The organism is Ruegeria sp. CDSC002, from assembly GCF_059610905.1.
The window spans coordinates 11060-29030 of sequence record NZ_JBXWOM010000006.1; the positions used below are offsets into that span (position 1 = coordinate 11060).

Annotated in this window: 20 protein-coding genes; 9 read left to right on the plus strand and 11 right to left on the minus strand. The window is 58.6% G+C overall.

The genetic code is table 11. The features are described from left to right. Positions 1–8: 8 nt before the first annotated feature. From scpB to argS, 5 genes are read right to left on the minus strand one after another with little or no spacing between them, the layout of a single operon-like run. The gene (scpB, locus tag AC2FJE_RS12105) at positions 9–665 is read right to left on the minus strand and encodes an SMC-Scp complex subunit ScpB (protein WP_282151414.1); all 657 of its coding nucleotides are present in this window, start codon (positions 663–665) and stop codon (positions 9–11) included. Then, on the minus strand, positions 658–1452 hold the full coding sequence (locus AC2FJE_RS12110; protein ID WP_058274503.1) for a segregation and condensation protein A: 795 nt from the start codon (positions 1450–1452) through the stop codon (positions 658–660). The genes scpB and AC2FJE_RS12110 overlap by 8 nt, the downstream gene beginning before the upstream one ends. Continuing rightward, positions 1442–2449: a beta-N-acetylhexosaminidase gene (gene nagZ / locus AC2FJE_RS12115; RefSeq protein WP_282169401.1), complete on the minus strand. Its 1008-nt coding sequence runs from the start codon at positions 2447–2449 to the stop codon at positions 1442–1444. The genes AC2FJE_RS12110 and nagZ overlap by 11 nt, the downstream gene beginning before the upstream one ends. Then, positions 2446–3558, minus strand: coding sequence for an SPOR domain-containing protein (locus AC2FJE_RS12120; RefSeq protein WP_496754329.1), 1113 nt, complete (start codon positions 3556–3558; stop codon positions 2446–2448). Before AC2FJE_RS12120 ends, nagZ begins: the two co-directional genes overlap by 4 nt. Before the next feature lie 39 nt (positions 3559–3597). Further along, complete coding sequence (gene argS / locus AC2FJE_RS12125) at positions 3598–5343, minus strand: arginine--tRNA ligase (protein ID WP_496760986.1); 1746 nt, start codon at positions 5341–5343, stop codon at positions 3598–3600. Positions 5344–5474: 131 nt separating this feature from the next. Here argS and AC2FJE_RS12130 point away from each other — a divergent pair, with 131 nt between their 5' ends. Then, on the plus strand, positions 5475–6026 hold the full coding sequence (locus tag AC2FJE_RS12130; protein ID WP_496760987.1) for a putative pterin-binding protein: 552 nt from the start codon (positions 5475–5477) through the stop codon (positions 6024–6026). On the opposite strand, the gene AC2FJE_RS12135 is transcribed toward AC2FJE_RS12130, so the two are convergent. Continuing rightward, on the minus strand, positions 6027–7169 hold the full coding sequence (locus AC2FJE_RS12135) for a deoxyguanosinetriphosphate triphosphohydrolase (RefSeq protein ID WP_496760988.1): 1143 nt from the start codon (positions 7167–7169) through the stop codon (positions 6027–6029). 76 nt (positions 7170–7245) lie between these two features. Between AC2FJE_RS12135 and AC2FJE_RS12140 the strand changes: the two genes are divergently transcribed. Both AC2FJE_RS12140 and xth read left to right on the plus strand, forming a co-directional pair. Beyond that, positions 7246–7569: a HesB/IscA family protein gene (locus AC2FJE_RS12140; protein ID WP_058277565.1), complete on the plus strand. Its 324-nt coding sequence runs from the start codon at positions 7246–7248 to the stop codon at positions 7567–7569. A 60-nt stretch (positions 7570–7629) separates the two neighbouring features. Further along, complete coding sequence (gene xth, locus AC2FJE_RS12145) at positions 7630–8409, plus strand: exodeoxyribonuclease III (protein WP_496754333.1); 780 nt, start codon at positions 7630–7632, stop codon at positions 8407–8409. Positions 8410–8413: 4 nt separating this feature from the next. On the opposite strand, the gene AC2FJE_RS12150 is transcribed toward xth, so the two are convergent. Both AC2FJE_RS12150 and dksA read right to left on the minus strand, forming a co-directional pair. After that, positions 8414–9565 (minus strand): FAD-dependent monooxygenase, encoded by a 1152-nt coding sequence (locus AC2FJE_RS12150; protein ID WP_496754335.1) that lies wholly within the window; start codon positions 9563–9565, stop codon positions 8414–8416. Between the two features lie 70 nt (positions 9566–9635). Further along, positions 9636–10058, minus strand: a complete 423-nt coding sequence (gene dksA / locus AC2FJE_RS12155) for an RNA polymerase-binding protein DksA (protein ID WP_058274529.1) — start codon at positions 10056–10058, stop codon at positions 9636–9638. A gap of 372 nt (positions 10059–10430) precedes the next feature. On the opposite strand from dksA, the gene AC2FJE_RS12160 reads away from it, so the two are divergent. From AC2FJE_RS12160 to AC2FJE_RS12180, 5 genes are all read left to right on the plus strand, one after another. Continuing rightward, on the plus strand, positions 10431–11276 hold the full coding sequence (locus tag AC2FJE_RS12160; RefSeq protein WP_496754337.1) for an AAA family ATPase: 846 nt from the start codon (positions 10431–10433) through the stop codon (positions 11274–11276). A gap of 116 nt (positions 11277–11392) precedes the next feature. Further along, on the plus strand, positions 11393–11842 hold the full coding sequence (locus tag AC2FJE_RS12165) for a GNAT family N-acetyltransferase (protein WP_496760989.1): 450 nt from the start codon (positions 11393–11395) through the stop codon (positions 11840–11842). Beyond that, positions 11839–13206, plus strand: a complete 1368-nt coding sequence (locus AC2FJE_RS12170; RefSeq protein ID WP_496754341.1) for a DUF2927 domain-containing protein — start codon at positions 11839–11841, stop codon at positions 13204–13206. Before AC2FJE_RS12165 ends, AC2FJE_RS12170 begins: the two co-directional genes overlap by 4 nt. Before the next feature lie 3 nt (positions 13207–13209). Then, complete coding sequence (locus AC2FJE_RS12175; RefSeq protein WP_186437468.1) at positions 13210–13380, plus strand: hypothetical protein; 171 nt, start codon at positions 13210–13212, stop codon at positions 13378–13380. 3 nt (positions 13381–13383) lie between these two features. After that, the gene (locus AC2FJE_RS12180) at positions 13384–14568 is read left to right on the plus strand and encodes a vWA domain-containing protein (RefSeq protein ID WP_496754343.1); all 1185 of its coding nucleotides are present in this window, start codon (positions 13384–13386) and stop codon (positions 14566–14568) included. Positions 14569–14571: 3 nt separating this feature from the next. On the opposite strand, the gene trhA is transcribed toward AC2FJE_RS12180, so the two are convergent. Continuing rightward, on the minus strand, positions 14572–15240 hold the full coding sequence (gene trhA, locus AC2FJE_RS12185; protein WP_282120511.1) for a PAQR family membrane homeostasis protein TrhA: 669 nt from the start codon (positions 15238–15240) through the stop codon (positions 14572–14574). Positions 15241–15460: 220 nt separating this feature from the next. Here trhA and AC2FJE_RS12190 point away from each other — a divergent pair, with 220 nt between their 5' ends. Beyond that, positions 15461–16147: a M48 family metallopeptidase gene (locus AC2FJE_RS12190; RefSeq protein WP_282120510.1), complete on the plus strand. Its 687-nt coding sequence runs from the start codon at positions 15461–15463 to the stop codon at positions 16145–16147. 71 nt (positions 16148–16218) lie between these two features. Here the strand turns inward: AC2FJE_RS12190 and AC2FJE_RS12195 are convergent, their stop codons facing one another. Together AC2FJE_RS12195 and AC2FJE_RS12200 are read right to left on the minus strand one after the other, a co-directional pair. Next, positions 16219–16761, minus strand: a complete 543-nt coding sequence (locus AC2FJE_RS12195) for an RSP_2648 family PIN domain-containing protein (protein ID WP_496760990.1) — start codon at positions 16759–16761, stop codon at positions 16219–16221. Continuing rightward, positions 16758–17960 carry an RSP_2647 family RNA methyltransferase gene (locus tag AC2FJE_RS12200; RefSeq protein WP_496754348.1) on the minus strand — a complete coding sequence of 401 codons (1203 nt, stop codon included), beginning with the start codon at positions 17958–17960 and terminating at the stop codon, positions 16758–16760. The genes AC2FJE_RS12195 and AC2FJE_RS12200 overlap by 4 nt, the downstream gene beginning before the upstream one ends. Between the last annotated feature and the right edge of the window lie 11 nt (positions 17961–17971).

Consider the following 17971-nt stretch of genomic DNA (forward strand, 5'->3'; position numbering starts at 1 on the left):
CCAAGTTATCACTCTTCCTCGAACAGCTCGGTCTGGTCCTCATCTTCACTGTCATCACGCCCTTCGCCCAATGGCATCGTGCCCGGGGGGGGCCGGTTTTCCAGCAACCCAGCAGCCCGCAATTCCTTGAGCCCCGGAAGATCGCGGGCGTTTTCCAACCCGAAATGATCCAGAAACTGTGGCGTCACAACAAAGGTGACCGGACGGCCGGGTGTCATCCGGCGGCGGCCCAAACGGATCCACTCCATTTCCAACAGTTGATCGATTGTACCGCGCGAAACCGAGACGCCCCGGATCTCTTCGATTTCAGCCCTCGTACAGGGCTGATGATAGGCGACGATGGCCAGCGTTTCGATGGCGGCGCGGCTTAGCTTGCGGGTTTCGACCGTTTCCTTTTGCATCAGAAAACCCAGATCGGGCGCAGTGCGAATGGCCCAGGCCTCACCCACGCGCACAACACGGACGCCCCGGCCCTCATACCGTTTCTGAAGAATTTCAACCGCTTGCGCCGCGTCGCTGCCATGGGGCATCCGCGCCTCAAGATCCGCGATCGTCACCGGCTCGGAGCTGGCGAACAGCACGGCCTCGACCATGCGTTCCTGTTCCGCCAAGGGTGGCGCTTCGAACAGGGTGCCGGTGCCTTCGTCTTGCGGTTCGTCAGTCACGTGTGTCAGTCCTTTTGCGCAAATGGATCGGTGCAAACGTCTCGGTTTGCTTCATCTCCATATGTCCTTCTTTCACCAGCTCAAGCGAGGCAGCAAAGGTCGCTGCAGTGGCCGAGCGGCGACGCACCGGGTCAGCGTCCCAGCCCTCGGGCAGATAGGATTCCATATCCGTCCAAGCCCCGGCAAACCCGATCAGCGGGCGCATCCGCTCTAGCGCCTGTTCCATTGTGAACACTGAATCGCGGTCCATGACAAAGGGGCGGAACTCGTCACGAGTTCGGATACGGGCGTATCCCTGCATCAGATCCAACAGCGTGGCAGAGTAAGTCACGGTGCGGATACGGGTGATATCCTCACCCTGCCCGCGTTTGAAGAAATCGCGCCCCAGTTGATCACGGGCCATGAGACGCGCGGCAGAGTCGCGCATGGCCTGCAGGCGTTCCAACTGGAACGCCAGGTGAGCGGCCAGTTCCTCGCCCGAGGGGCCTTCGTCATCCGGATCCGGTGGCAACAAAAGCCGGGATTTAAGGAAGGCCAGCCAGGCGGCCATGACCAGATAATCCGCCGCCAGTTCAATCCGCAGCGCGCGCGCCTTTTCCACAAAGGACAGGTACTGCTGCGCAAGCGCGAGAACCGAGATTTTCCGCAGGTCGACCTTTTGGGTTCGCGACAGGGTCAACAATACATCCAACGGACCTTCGAACCCGTCGACATCAACAATCAACGCCTCTGCCGCAAGACGATCCGCGACCGAGGCCGGGTCTTCGCTAAAGAGATTATCGTTCATATACCTGCCCGCCCATTAGGGCAGATAGTTCCGCTTCGGCCGCTTGGATGTCAAGTTCCACAGGCTTCTGTCGCATCGACAACGCCCTTTCCGCGCGCTTTTGCGCTTGCGCGGTCATTTCTCCGGCTGCTTCCAGCACCATGGCACGCGCGTCGAACGTTCCGTTGCAGTGCAGAACCACGTCGCACCCTGCGGCCAGTGACTGACGCGCAATGTCTTCGGGCGCGCCACTCAGCGCTTTCATCGAGATATCGTCGGTCATGATTAGACCGTCAAAACCGATTTTATCGCGGATCAGCCCGATCATCGCAGATGAAATCGTAGCTGGTTGCGGATCAATCCGGTCATAGACCAGATGCGCCGTCATCCCCATCGGCAGATCGTTCAGCGCCCGAAACGGTTCGAAATCCGCTTGCTCAAGCTGGTCCTGTGTCAGGTCCACATGCGGCAGGTCATGGTGGCTGTCCAGCGTTGCCAATCCATGCCCCGGCATGTGCTTAAGCACCGGCAAAACACCCCCATCCAGATGGCCTTTGGCAACAGCGCGCCCAAGAGTTGAAACCCGATTGGGATCAGAGCCATAACAGCGGTTCTTCAAAAACGCATGGGTATCGTCGCGCGCCAAATCGACCATCGGGGCGCAGTTGCTGTCAATGCCAAGCTCGAACAGCTCTTTTGCGATCAATCGATACCGCAGATACATGGCGCGTTCCGCCTGATCCCCGGCGCGGCCCGCATGATCCAGGGGCGGCATCCATTCGCGTGCCAATGGCGCGCGCAGACGCTGCACACGGCCACCTTCCTGGTCGATGGTGATAGGGCAATTGCGCCCTACGGCATCGCGAAAGTCATCGCATAGGGCACGAACTTGTTCAGCTGTATCTATGTTGCGCGCAAACAAAATGAACCCGAATGGGTTCATCTGCTGGAATAGTCTCTTTTCCTCTGACGTCAGGCGCAGCCCTTCGGCATCGGTGATCGCAGCTCCGAATGTCACCGAACGGCAACCGGGATACAGTCTGCACCTTGTGCGACCAGAGCGGCACAGAACTGACGCGAGTCGCTCAGGTCATCAAACCCAAGAACACGCAGACGATAGAATGTCCGCCCGCCGCTTGAGGTTTTCTGGATAACACGTTGTTTTCCATCCATATACTCACCAAAACGGCCATTCATGCGATCCCATTCCGCACGGGCCACGTCCGAGCTTTCATACGCACCCAGCTGGGCCATGCGCGTGCCTTTGGACAGGGTATTCGGATCCACGTCAACGCCAACGGCGGCTTTGACAGCGGCGTTGATCGCAGCTTCGGTACTGCTGTTGGATGAAATCCCGCTTGGCGTCGCTCGGGCTGGCCGCGTGGACGGGCGCAGGGATCGGCGGACACCGGGCAGTGCCGCCAGTTCCGGATCCGGCAATTGTGCGGCCAGATCAGCAGGATCAATGGCGGGCTCTTCTTCGGGCAGTGCCAACGAGGCGAGTTGTACGCCCTGCTCTGCCGGGTCATCCGTTTTCGCCGCCCCACCGGCCAATTCTGCAACCAGGGCATCGACTGTATTCTGGCGCAGCTGCGCGGCCTCTTGATCCGAGATCTCTTCTTCGACGACATGCACGGCCTGCGTCGGCTTCAGCGGCTCAACAGGCGTATCTTCGTCTGTCAGCGAAACCGGGCGCGGCGCAAGGATCAAGCGATCTGCTGGCGGCGCTGCCGTTCCAACGGCTGCCACGGCATTGACGGCCAGACCCTGGTGATCGGCCGGGGTGCCGCCGGGGTTTTCCGGCTGAATGCGCATTGGCCCCTCGATGGCGCGAACAACAGGCACGCCACTAACGTCGCGCATCACCAGTTTGAAGCCCCAGACGCCGATCCCGGCGACCAATGCCAGCGACGCTACTGCACCCATGACGTTGAAGATACGGCCCAGCCCTGCCCCTCGCGGAGCCTGTTCATAGCCATAGGAGTCGTCGGGATACTCATACCCATCCTCAGGATGTGGCTGATTCGTGTAATGCATCTCCTCGGGGCGCATCTGCCCCGAGTAATCGTAACTTGCCATGTCCGCCTCACCGCCCGATTGCGCCTTAAAAAGTGGCGCGCGGGTCATTTCTTGCCTACCTCGTACCGGCGCGTCGGGCGGTGTTAGTTACCGCATCTCCTGCGCCGGAGTGACGCCAAGAATACCCAAGCCCGCTGAAATCACAACAGAAACGGCCCGGGCCAATGCGATTTTTGATTGGCTTGTGGCAACATCGCCATCCTGAATGAACCGCAGTTGCGTTTCATCGTTGCCCTTATTCCATAGCGCGTGGAAGTCACCCGCCAGCTCATACAGGTAAAAGGCAACCCGATGCGGTTCATTGGTGCGTGCGGCAATTTCGATCAGACGCGGCCATTCAGCCAGCTTTTTGGCCACCGTCAACTCTGAGGCATGGTCGATCTTGCCCAGATCAGCACCCTTGAGAGTCGCGTCATCCGTAGCGATTTCCGCCTCGGCGGCACGGCGCAGTACACTCATGACACGGGCATGAGCGTATTGCACGTAGAACACAGGGTTCTCGCGGCTTTGTTCCAGCACCTTGTCGAAATCGAAGTCCAGCGGCGCATCGTTCTTGCGCGTCAGCATGACGAAACGGGTCACATCCGGCCCCACCTGATCAACCACATCGCGCAGGGTGACAAAATTCCCTGCCCGCTTGGACATCTTGAACGGCTCGCCATTCTTCCACAGCTTTACCAGCTGCGTCAGCTTGATATCCAACGGCACCTTGCCATCGGACAGGGCCGAAACAGCTGCCTTCATCCGTTTGACATAGCCGCCATGGTCCGCACCAAACACGTCGATCAGCGCATCAAAGCCACGGGTCACCTTGTCATAGTGATAGGCGATATCCGGGGCGAAATAGGTCCAGCTGCCGTCCGATTTCTTGACCGGCCGATCGACGTCATCACCATGCTCGGTCGATTTGAACAGGGTTTGCTCGCGCGGCTCCCAATCCTCGGGCTTTTTACCTTTGGGTGGTTCCAGCACACCTTCGTAGATCAAGCCCTTATCGGTCAGGGACTTAAGCGCAGCCTCGATCTTTCCGGTGCCATAAAGCGATTTTTCGGAATAGAACACATCCATCTCAACACCCAACGCCTTCAGGTCGGCGCGGATCAGATCCATCATTGCATCGGTCGAAAACTCGCGCAGCTCTTCCAGCCACTCGCTTTCCGGCTTGTCGATCAGGCTGTCGCCGTATTTCTCTTTCAGCGCCTCGCCGATCGGGATCAGATAGTCTCCAGGGTACAGCCCCTCGGCGATCTCGGGGCTCAGCCCGTTGGCCTCGCGATAGCGCTCATACGCGGACCGCGCCAGTACATCTACCTGCGCGCCCCCGTCGTTGATGTAGTATTCACGTGTCACGTCATGGCCCGAATACGCCAGCAAGCTTGCCAGCGCGTCACCGAACACGGCACCACGCGTATGGCCCACATGCAGCGGGCCTGTGGGGTTGGCCGAGACATACTCGACGTTGACCTTCTGGCCATGCCCCATGTTGGAACGGCCATAATCCGTGCCCTGTTCCAACACCGCTGCCAACACACCCTGCCACACCGACGCCGCAAGCCGCAGGTTCAAAAAGCCCGGTCCGGCAACTTCGGCACTGGTGATCCGGTCATCCGCCGCCAGCTTTCCGGCTAACACGTCGGCAATGTCGCGCGGCTTCAACTTGGCCGGTTTCGCCAACACCATCGCGGCGTTGGTTGCCATGTCGCCATGCGCTGCATCACGCGGCGGTTCGACCGCTACGTTGTCAAAACTCAGCCCCTCGGGCAATGCGCCTTCGGACTGCATCTGTGCCAGCGCGTCCAGCACGAGGCCGCGGATCTCGGAAAACAGGTTCATTTCGGATGTCCTTTTGCTTGCCCGGCGGTTTACCACGCAAAGCGGCAAGGTCAATGGAAGCGATCAGTTTGGGCTTGGATTAGCGGTAGACTCAGCTAACGTCGGTGGAACTTCAAGCCGGAGAAACCCCTATGCGCTTTGCCCTGCCAATCGCCTTCGTTCTGACCTCTGCCCTGCCGCTTTGGGCCGACATGCCTGAACCGCAAGGCCATGTACTTTTGACCCTTGGCGGAGCGGTCACGGAAACCAACCTGCCAGCCCGCGGTGAAAACGATGGCGGTCTGCTGGGATACTTGGAGGTTCAGCACGACGGAGCCGCCGGCTTTGATGCGGCCATGTTGGACGAACTGGAGCAGGTTGAAATCACTATTCTTTACGGCCCGGAAGACAATAAGAGCGACATCGCCTTTTCCGGGCCACGCCTGTCGGACCTGTTGATCATGGCCGGGGCCGAAGGAAAAACCGCCAAGCCAATGGCCATGGATGGCTATCAGTCTGAAATTCCTTGGGACAGCATCACCGCCCATCAACCCATCGTCGCGACCCATGCCGACGGCTCACCGATGGGCGTTGGCGGCTATGGCCCGACTATGATCGTCTTCCCCCCGACCGATGACCCCGACCTGGCCGCCGAACAGTCGGGCCAGCAGGTCTGGGCGCTGGCCTATGTCGGGATAGAGTGATCAGGTACCAGCCAGCCTTGCGTGATCCTGCAGGGCAAATCGGTCGGTCATTCCTGCAATGTAGTCAGAGACAATCCGCGCCAGCGCTGTTTCATCGCTGGCCGCCTCTATATCCTCATGCCAGCGCGCGGGCATCTGTTTCGGATCGTTCATGTAGATTGGGAACAGATCTTCCACGACTTTGCTAACCTCGGCGCGCACGTCCATGACGCTGGGCGCGCGGTACATCTGCTTGAACAAAAAGGCGCGGATTTCCCTGAGTTGCGCCCACAAGCCACCCGAGAACTGGATCACCGGATAACCAAGATTGCGAATTTCCTCGACGGTCTCCGCGCCCGAACTCGTGATCAGCCCACGCGACGTGACAATCACATCGGAAACCATGACGCCGAAAACACGGCGCAGCGCCTCATGCCGGCGACGATAAGAATCCAAACCCGGATATCTCCGATCCACCTCGGCATAGCAGTCACCGACGATAGGCAATTGCCCGATTTCATCATCCGTGAACAGACCCGCCCTCAACCCGTCCAACAGGTCATGGTTGTTATAGGCTATGTCATCCGAAAGGGCGGCAACTTGTGCTTCGGCACTGGCATGAGTGTAAAACTCCAGATCGAAACTCGCGTTGCACTCGGCCAGTGCCCACGGCAAATCACCGGTGACCGGCCCGTTATGCTTGGCGATCCCCTCTAGGCACTCCCATGTCAGGTTGCATCCGTCAAATTCGGCATAGTGGCGTTCCAGCTTCGTGACGATGCGAATGGCCTGTGCGTTGTGGTCAAATCCGCCGTAAGGCTCCATGAGCGCATGTAGGGCATCTTCGCCCGTATGTCCGAACGGTGTGTGTCCCAGGTCATGCGCCAACGCCACGGCCTCGGTCAGTTCGCCGTTCAAGCCCAAAGCTCCGGCGATTGTTCGAGCGACCTGTGCAACTTCGATAGAATGGGTCAGGCGCGTGCGATAGCTGTCGCCCTCGTGCTCAACAAACACTTGTGTCTTGTGCTTAAGCCGCCGAAACGCGCTAGCGTGAATGATCCGGTCCCTGTCGCGTTGAAAGCATGACCGGAAACTGCTTTCCTCCTCTGGCACAAGCCGCCCCCTGGCGCGGCCTGGGTTCGAGGCAAAACCCGCTATGTTCAAAGGCCTTGTCCTTGTCGCCTGTCCTTGCACTTTCTATATTGTAAGGCGTAAAGGAAATAAACCTTTGGAGTTTGGCATGAATCTGCCCCCCACAGTTACAGAACGCGCCTTTGAACGTCTCGCCGAGATCGGTGCAGCCGATCAGGGACAAGCCCTGCGCGTCGCAGTGGAAGGCGGCGGATGTTCCGGATTTCAATACGAAATCGCGTTGGACGAACCGAAAGAAGACGACCTTGTGCTGGAAGGCAAAGGCCAGAAAGTGATCGTCGACGCGATTTCGTTGCCGTTTCTGGAAAACGCGGTGATCGATTTTACGCAGGAACTGATCGGCGCGCGGTTTGTGATCGAGAACCCCAACGCTACCTCTTCCTGCGGCTGCGGCACTTCATTTTCAATGTGACCTTGCCCTGCCAGCGCGGTTGAGGGATAGATCAACCGGCAGCCAGCCGGAGGATCGCGCATGAAAATCGCCACGTTCAACATCAACGGCATCAAAGCGCGAGCCGAAGCCCTGCCCCGTTGGCTGGATGACGCGCAGCCGGACGTCGTTTTGCTGCAAGAGATCAAGTCGATCGACGAGAATTTTCCCCGCGAACTGTTTGAAGAGCGCGGTTACAACGTCGAAACCCACGGGCAAAAGAGCTTCAACGGCGTGGCGATCCTGTCCAAGCTGCCACTTGAAGATGTGACTCGGGGCCTTCCTGGTGACGACGAGGACGAACAGGCCCGTTGGATTGAGGCGACCGTCATTGGCAAAAAAGCCCTTCGGATCTGTGGTCTGTATCTGCCGAACGGTAACCCGGTGCCGGGTCCGAAATACGAATACAAGCTGTCCTGGATGGAGCGGCTATATGACCGCGCGCGCGATTTGCTGGCGAGCGAAGAGCCCGCGCTGATGGCTGGGGATTACAACATAATCCCGCAGGCCGAAGACGCCAAACGTCCAGATGCATGGCGCGAGGATGCTCTGTTCCGGCCGGAAAGCCGCGCGGCGTTTCGCAAGATCCTGAATCTGGGGTTCACGGAAGCGTTCCGCGCCGTCACCCAAGGTCCTGAGCATTATTCGTTCTGGGACTACCAAGCCGGTGCCTGGAACCGCAATGACGGGATCCGTATCGACCATTTCCTGCTTACACCGCAGGCCGCCGATCTATTGCGCGATTGCAGGATTGATGCCGAGATTCGCGGCCATGAAAAGCCCTCGGACCATGTCCCGGTCTGGGTCGACTTGGACCTGTGAAACCTCAGGCCGTCGCGTCGTAGCTGTAAATCCAGTCGTATTTCCGGGACAACCGTGGCCCGACCGCCATCAGAGCCGCCTGTGCGGCCAGCCGCATCGGGCCTCGCAGGTGGAAATTTCGGGCATTGGCACCGGCCGCAGAAACCACACGCTGCGCCCTTCGATGACGGCGGGTTTCATAGGTGGACAGCGCCTGCTCTATCCCGGATTGGTCATCAAAAGATCGGGCCAGGACCCACGCATCTTCAAGCGCAAGGCAGGCACCCTGCGCCATAAATGGGAGTGTCGGGTGAGCCGCATCCCCTAACAATGCAATGCGCCCGTTCTGCCAGCGTTCTGCGACGGGTCGCAGAAACAACGCCCAGATGTGGGGTTCCTGTACCTGCCCCAGAATTTCCCCGACCACGCCGCCAAAGTCGGAAAATCGAGCGCGCAGTTCCTCGGGGTCGCCGCGTCGGCGCCAGCCTTCTTCCTGCCAATCGGATCGTTCCTCGATCGCGACAACGTTCATCAAAGTGTGATCGCGCAGAGGATACGTTACAACGTGCCGGCCCGGCCCCATCGTCAGAACGGCGCGCGGTTTGGGATCGCGACGCGCCCAAGGAATCGTCGCCCGCCAGGCCACCTGATGGGTGAATTTCGGTGCTTCGGGCCCGTTCATGTCTACCCGGATCGTGCTTCGCCCACCGTCGGCGGCAATCGCACAATCAACGCGCCGGTCTGTACCATCTTCCAAAATAATCTCGGCTTCGGAGGGATGTTTGCGCACCTGCGCAACTCGTGCGCCCAGTTGAAACTCGACACCGTCCCGAAGCGCTGCTTTGTGCAGCAATCCCAGCAGGTCAGCACGATGGTAATAGTAGGTCGGTCCAGCGGCCGGTGCCGGTATCTCACTGACGGATCGCCCTGCCCGATAGTCGCGCAGCACCGTTCCGTAGGACCGCTGGCCCGCCTCGGGTGTTTCACCCACAACGTTCAGGGCACGCAGCACAACCATTCCGTTGGCGCTGATCTGCAAGCCGGCGCCGACCTCGGTCAATTCAGCTGCCTGCTCAAGAACCACGACCCGAGCGCCGCGTTGCCGCAACGCCAGAGCGGCGGCGATCCCACCGATACCACCGCCGATGATGCCAAATTTCAGACCGTTGATATTCATATCACTGGCTTAAAGCAAAAACGCCGGAGCAAAAGACCCCGGCGTTTGAGAATTCTGATTTTTCCAGCGATCAATCGTCGCGGTGGACCTTTTCGCGGCGCTCGTGGCGTTCCTGCGCCTCAAGCGTCATGGTCGCAATCGGGCGCGCATCCAGACGCTTCAGCGAAATCGGGTCGCCCGTTTTCTCGCAATATCCGTATTCGCCTTCGTCGATCCGGCGCAGGGCCGAGTCAATCTTAGCCACCAGCTTGCGCTGGCGATCACGTGTCCGCAGTTCCAGCGCACGATCAGTTTCCTCGCTTGCGCGGTCTGCGACGTCCGGAATGTTGCGAGTGTTGTCCTGCAGCCCTTCGATCGTATCGCGGCTGCCTGCCAAAAGTTCAGTTTTCCAATCCAGCAGCTTACGACGAAAATACTCTAACTGCTTGTCGTTCATGAATGGTTCGTCTTCGGCTGGACGATAATCCTCTGGCAGAAATACTTCCTGCTTCATTTTTGCTCCCTCGGTGTGGCCTGCAACGCCGGTCACCTTTGCTTCACCTGACATGCGGCAATCCCCTTCTGCGGAGCGTTTATCCGACAGCGGGGGGAATGTCACTATGGAAACTTAGCCCGGCTGCGTGCTGTTTCAGGTCGTCTAAATATGAGACTTAAAACAACAAATCCTTGTTTTTCTGTGAAAATTGACAGGCATTTTTTGGGCGTTCCCAAAATTGTCGAGCCCGATGTTAGCACCCGAATCAACCAAAGGCATTGGAGTCGCACGTCAATTTCGCGCTGCGCGACGTTGCGACCTGTCTTGTCAAATTTTTCACCCCGCTATAACCCCAAAGACACATGCCGCGCGATATTGAATGAGGGGCCCATGACCGCACGTTTCCAAGGTACAGCCGAATATGTTGCCACCGATGACCTGACAATTGCAGTGAATGCCGCCGTTACGCTGGAACGTCCCCTGCTGGTCAAGGGTGAACCCGGAACCGGCAAGACCGAACTGGCCAGACAGGTAGCAGGCGCGCTGGGGCTGAAGATGATTGAGTGGAACGTGAAATCCACCACCCGCGCGCAGCAAGGCCTGTACGAATATGACGCGGTCAGCCGCCTGCGCGACAGCCAGTTGGGCGACGAGCGCGTACATGACGTGTCCAACTATATTCGCAAGGGCAAGCTGTGGCAGGCCTTTGAGACCGATGAAAAGATCGTGCTGCTTATCGATGAGATCGACAAGGCCGATATCGAATTTCCCAATGACCTGTTGCAAGAACTCGATAAGATGGAGTTCCACGTCTATGAAACCGGGGACACCATCAAAGCCAAAAACCGCCCCATTGTGATCATCACCTCGAACAACGAAAAGGAACTGCCCGATGCGTTCCTGCGGCGCTGTTTCTTCCACTACATTCGCTTCCCGGATGAGGCGACCATGCGCCGTATCGTCGACGTGCACCACCCGGGCATCAAGGATGCATTATTGACCACAGCGCTGACCCAGTTTTACGAAATCCGTGAAACGCAGGGGCTGAAAAAGAAACCATCGACCTCGGAAGTGTTGGACTGGCTCAAGCTGTTGTTGGCCGAAGACCTGACCGCCGAAGACCTCAAACGCGACGGGGCCAATGCGTTGCCCAAGTTGCACGGCGCGCTGCTGAAAAACGAGCAGGACGTTCACTTGTTTGAACGTCTGGCCTTCATGGCACGCAGCAAACGCTGAGAATTTTGAACACTTGGTGATCCCCGCTTGCCTTGCGTGGGGCCGGGTGTCAGCATTGGCCAAAAGGCCGTCCGACGTCGTCGGGCAGTTCGGCCTGACGACATAGGAGCCAATGCTTGTCTGACACCCTCAATATCCGGGCGCTGCTGCCCGAAGATCGCGCCGAATGGGCCAAGATGTGGCGCGACTATCTGACGTTTTATGAAACGACCGTGCCGGATCAAACATATGACAGCACCTTCGCACGGTTGCTGGGCAATGATCCCAACGATTTTTCCTGCTTCGTGGCCGAAGCGAATGGTCAGCTTGTCGGTCTGACCCATTACCTGTTTCACCGCCATGCGTGGAAAGAAGAAAGCGTTTGCTACCTGCAAGACCTGTTCGCCCGGCCCGAGGCGCGCGGAACCGGCGTTGGCGGCGCCTTGATACAGGCAGTTTATGACGAGGCCGACCGGAAGGGCGCGCCATCCGTCTATTGGCTGACGCAAGAGTTCAATCACACGGCGCGCAAGCTCTACGATCGGATTGGCAAGCAAACGCCCTTTATCCGGTATCAACGCCCATGATCAGGATCGCTGCGGTCCTGTTTGGCTTTGCCGTCGCCGGATGCACCGCGGTCACCACCCCTGAGCCGCCAACACGCGTTAAGGCGATCGAGGCGAACCTGCCGCCCGCCAAAGCGTTCACGTCAACCCGACCCAGGCCACCCGCCCGGTCGAACGCTAATATTGCAGCCGATTTCCTTTCTTTGCACTTCGCGCTCGAAGGCGGCGCCACCCTGCCCGTCTTCACCCGGTTCGAAGGCCCCGTCACCGTTCGGCTTACGGGATCGCCCACTCCGTCAATGCAGCGTGATCTGACCCGGTTGTTGACCCGTCTGCAAAGCGAGGCCGGGATCGACATTCGCCAGATAACGGATGGCCAGGCCAACATCACCATCGAAGCCGTCAGCCAGGAACAGATCCAGCGCATCCTGCCGCAAGCCGCCTGTTTCGTGGTTCCCAACGCATCCAGCTTTGAGGAATATCGACAGGACCGGCGCAAACGGAAGAGCAGTTGGACCGCGCTGCGCAGCCGCGAACGGCTGGGCATTTTCATTCCTTATGACGTGAGCCCGCAGGAAAAGCGCGACTGCCTGCACGAGGAACTGGCACAGGCACTGGGGCCACTGAATGATCTGTACCACCTGCCGGATTCGGTGTTCAACGACGATAACATCCACACCATTCTGACCGGTTTTGACATGCTGATCCTGCGCACGGCTTATTCGCCCCAACTGCGCAGCGGAATGACGCGTGAGCAAGTCCAAGCGGTCCTGCCCGGCATCCTTAGCCGGCTGAACCCACGCGGCGACACTTTGCCGGCGCAACCTGTTTCGGACACACCGCGCGAGTGGATCAACGCCGTCCAAAAGTCGCTTGGATCAAGGCCAAGCACACGCAACCGGGTGAAAGCCGCGGAAAGAGCGGTTCAGATCGGGCGGGAAAAGGGCTGGACCGACCATCGACGGGCATATCCGCATTATATTCTTGGCCGCATGGCGCAATTCGACAATCCGCAAGAAGCGATCCGACAATACGAAACTGCGATGCAATTTCTGCGCTCTGCTCCGGGAACTGAAATTCATCAGGCCTATGTGACCACGCAAACCGCGGCCTTCGCGCTTTCACAGGGAAAAGGACCAGAGATTCTGCCCGAACTGGACAAGGCAATTGCTGTCATGTCGCGGGCTGAAAACGCCTCTCAATTGGCCACTCTGTTACTGTTGAAATCCGAAGCGCTCAATCAGGCCGGACGCTCGAAACAGGCACGTACCGTCAGGCTGGACAGTCTGGCATGGGCGCGATACGGCTTTGGCTCGGAAGTCGTGGTCCGGTCGCTGATGCAGGAAGTTGCCGAAGGTCCGTCCACCAACAACAGAGGCGGGTAACGCATGGTCGTAGTTTTAGGAATGGCGTTATTGGGGGCGATCCTTGGCGCGATGAAGGCTCGCAAACGCAATGGCAGCGGCGCGGATATTGCCCAATATGCGGCCGGTTACGGCATCGCATTTGCCATTGTAGGTCTGGTGCTTTCCCTGATCCTGGTTCGTTTGGTGGGTTAACGCATGTTTCTGCCCTTTTTCGAAAACCTCCGCAAAGCTGGCATTCCCGTATCACTGCGCGAGTATCTGACTTTTCTGGAAGGCATGAAAAAGGGTCTGGCGACCTATGATGTCGAGGCGTTCTATTACCTCGCCCGCGTGTCGATGGTGAAGGACGAGCGCAATATCGACAAGTTCGATCAAGCTTTTGCCGCCAGCTTCAAAGGTCTGGAAGAGATCAGCTTTGATCAGGTGCTCGAAGCTGTCGATATCCCTGCCGAATGGCTGGCCAAGATGGCCGAGAAACACCTTTCAGACGAAGATAAAGCCGAGATCGAGGCCATGGGCGGCTTTGAAAAACTGATGGAGACGTTGCGCGAGCGTCTCAAGGATCAGGAAGGCCGCCACCAGGGTGGCAACAAGTGGATCGGCACCGCCGGGACGTCGCCGTTCGGGGCTTATGGCTATAATCCCGAAGGTGTGCGGATCGGCCAGAAGGAAAGCCGTCATCAGCGCGCCGTAAAAGTGTGGGACAAGCGCGAATTCAAGAACCTGGACGACACGGTTGAACTGGGTACGCGCAATATTAAGGTCGCGCTGAAGCGCCTGCGTCGCTGGGCCCGCGAAGGTGCGGCCGAGGAACTGGATCTGGACGGCACCATCCGCGCCACCGCCGAACATGGCTATCTCGACGTCAAAACCCGCCCCGAGCGTCACAACGCAGTCAAAGTGCTGTTGTTTCTGGATGTGGGCGGCTCGATGGATCCACATATCAAAGTTGTCGAAGAGCTGTTTTCCGCTGCAAGAACCGAGTTCAAGCATCTGGAATATTACTACTTTCACAACTGCCTGTATGAAGGCGTCTGGCGTGACAATCACCGCCGATGGGACCAGCAGACTCCGACCCACGAAGTACTGCGCACCTATGGTTCAGACTACAAGTGCATCTTCGTCGGCGACGCCTCGATGAGCCCTTATGAGATTGCCTATCCCGGAGGCGCGAACGAACATTGGAACAAAGAAGCCGGTCAGGTCTGGCTGCAGCGCGCGCGCGAGCAGTGGACATCAAATCTGTGGATCAATCCGGTGCCGGAAAAGTACTGGGAATACACCCATTCCATCGGCATGATCCGCGAGGTTTTCGAGGACCGCATGGTGCCGATGACGCTGGCCGGTTTGGAACAGGGGATGCGGGAACTGACCCGCTAACCGTCATATCTGCAGGACCGGCGCCCAGGCAATACGGAACGAAACCGCAAGGAAAAACAACACGCTGCCTGTCAGAACGAAGACATGCCAGATTGTGTTGTGGAACGGCAACCAATCCAGAAGATAAAAGGCGATGCCCGCGGTATAGACGATGCCTCCGGTGATCATCAGCGCCACAACAGGCTGCGACAAGTCGGCCAGCAGCGATTGACCCGCCCAAACGGACGCCCATCCCATCAACACATACAGCGCCAAACCAAACCAACGGAACCGGTGCGGGTCGATCATTTTCAGGATTGATCCAAGGGTCGCAGATGACCAAAGACCGATCATGAGTCCGGTCATTGGGGCACCGGAAAGTAAGATGAATGGCGTGTAAGTACCTGCAATTTTGACGTAAATCCCCGAGTGATCGAGGCGGCGCAGCAGCTCACTCCATCGATCAGATTGCACCATGTTGTACAAAGCCGAAAACGACAGCATCAGTATGAGCGTGAAGCCGTAGACCGAGACCCCAAGAACAGCAGCAGGCTCGGTCCGGTATAAGGCGGTCAACGCGATCAGCGCCGGAACGGCAACGATAGCCGCAGTGACGCCAAGGACATGAACAACGCCATCACTGACACGTTCAGCCCTGCTATAGGCCGGGCGGATATCGGCAAATGACCACATAATTTCAAAGTTATGGCGCAACCTGCCCTGCGACAAGTCAGGCAGCCGCGGTATTTCACCTGTTCACCTCAGTTTGATTGCCCTCAAGCGGGTTACCGGCGGCGATTTTCTTTTGCGCAGTGGGCCGTTGGAAGCAATGGACAACAATCTTGTTATTTAACGCGGAGTTTATGACACTGGGCCAGTTGCCTAATCCCCTGCCCGAAACCATATTTGTACCATGCTACGTCTTACCCCGATCCTGCTGGCGATCGCCTATGCCATTGTGATGTACCGGATTTCCGTCTGGCGCACCCATAAGGATTTGGATGCAAAGTCGACTGAGCTGGCCGACCCGGCCTTAAAGCGCATGACCGACCGGCTGGCTGCAGCGTTAGAGATCGACCGGGTGCCGGTCTACATCTACGAGATTGACCCCGTGAACGGTCTGGCGGCACCCGACGGTCGGATTTTCATCACGCGTGGATTCTACCGCAAATTTCGCAGTGGCGAGGTATCCGCCGAGGAAATGGCAAGCGTCATCGCGCATGAATTGGGTCACGTGGCGCTGGGGCATGCGCGCCGCCGGATGATCGACTTTTCCGGGCAGAATGCGCTGCGGGCCGCTTTGATGATGCTTCTGAACCGCTTTATCCCGTTCATCGGCGCGTGGATCGCCAATATGCTGACGCACCTGCTGGCGTCACGTCTGTCGCGCAGTGATGAGTATGAGGCTGATGAGTATGCCGCCGCTTTGCTGACCAAAGCCGGGATCGGAATCGGGCCGCAGAAGTCGCTGTTTCACAAGCTGGAAGACCTGACGCAGCAGCGTGCTGGCGTTGTGCCCGCCTGGTTGATGAGCCATCCAAAAACGGACGAACGGATCGCTGCTCTGGAGGCATTAGAGCAGCGTTGGAACCGTGGCTGATCTAAGGGCAGCGAGAGGCCAGTCTATCGCGCACTCTGGCATATTTTTAGCCAGATGAAGCTGGATCCCGGTTATGTGGCGAGCGCTTTGCCCAGACGTGGGAGGCGGGCTTTTTTCATAAGCGAGCGCAGGGTCCATTGGTCGCCCGACAGGCGGTTTGCCTCGGCCAGGACACGGTTGGCTGTGTCGCTCATACCGTCGGGATCGGATTGCCAGAAGCTGTGCAGCAGACCGTCTGGATCGCGGCGGTCCAGCCCTTCCTCGGACAGGATGTTTCGGGGAAAGTCCTTGGCGTTGACGGTGACGATCACGTCCGCCGAGGATGCAACAGCCGTTGCCAGAACGTGGATATCCGCGCTGTCCGGCAGCCAGAGTCGTTGTTCGACATTGGCTGCGGTGGGAAACTGGGCCTTGGGCCAATTGGCTTGCGCCATTGCGATTTCGGCGCGGGCCTGAGCCTCGCCTGTTGGGCCCAGCTTACGGGCCGCGCGGGCCCATTCCTCAAGGATGCGCGCCGACCAAACGGGGGTGAAATGGCCTAGTTTGGCAGCGCCGAGCAGCATCTCTCGCATCACCGTAGGGTAGATGACGCAGGTATCCAGAACTGCTTTCACAGCCGGTAGAACACAGCTTTGAGATAGCCGCTTTCAGCCAGTTGCGGCAGTTGTGGATGGTCGGGCCCGGCAAAGCCTGTATGAATCAGTTGCGCCTGTCTTCCTGCACGGCCAATCCCGCGAGACGAGGCGTCGCGGAACCGGCCCAGATCAGCCGCGTGTGAACACGAGCACAGACCCAGATAGCCGCCGGGTTTGGCCAGAGCCGCCGCCAGACGGGCCACTCGTTCATAGGCACGCAAGCCCGCGTCCAGCGCTTGTCTGGAAGGTGCAAAGGCTGGCGGATCACAGATGACGACGTCGAACTGCGCGCCCTCTTCACCCAATTGGGTCAGGACATCGAAGGCATCGCCTTGGCGGGTCTGGAACGTGTCAGCAAAACCAGAGGCCTCGGCCCCTTTGGTCGCGAGATCCAGCGCGGCTGCAGATCCATCCACAGACAGCGCCTGCCCTGCACCACCAGCCAGCATGGCCAGTCCGAAGCCACCCACGTGGCTGAAGACGTCCAATACCTGCGCGCCCGGTTGCACCAATCGCGCGGCGAAAGCATGGTTAGGCCGTTGGTCATAGAACAGACCGGTTTTCTGACCGCCAGTCAGATCGGCCATGTAGGTCGCGCCATTCATCGGCACTGGTAGCGGCGCATCTGGCGCTGTACCACGCAGTGTAACGTTCATGTCGTCCAAGCCTTCCAGCCCTCGGGTTCGCCCCGAGGCGTTTTTGAGCACGGTAGTCACGCCTGTCACGGTGACCAGTGCTTCGGTCAGAGTTTCCAGGTGCGCCTCGGCCCACGCGGCATTGGGCTGGATCACACAGGCATCGCCAAACCGGTCGATGATGACACCGGGAAAGCCGTCAGCTTCGGCGTGGATCAGGCGATAATAGGGTGCTTCGAACAGGCGTTCGCGCATCTCGAGCGCACGGCGCAGTCGGGTTTCGAACCACGCGGCGTCGAGCTGGCTTTCGATATTGCGATCCAGAACGCGGCACATGATTTTGGAGTCAGGATTCACCGCAACCAGTGCAATGGGCGCGCGTTTGTCATCCTCAAGCACTGCCAGCGCCCCTGCCGGGATTTTACGCGTCCGGCGATCCGTCACGATGTCATTGGCATACACCCACGGAAAACCGTGGCGCAGGCCACGTGCGTTGGCTTTGGGTTTCAGGCGGATACGGGGGTGATCGGCAGTTTGGGTCATGAAGCCCTCAT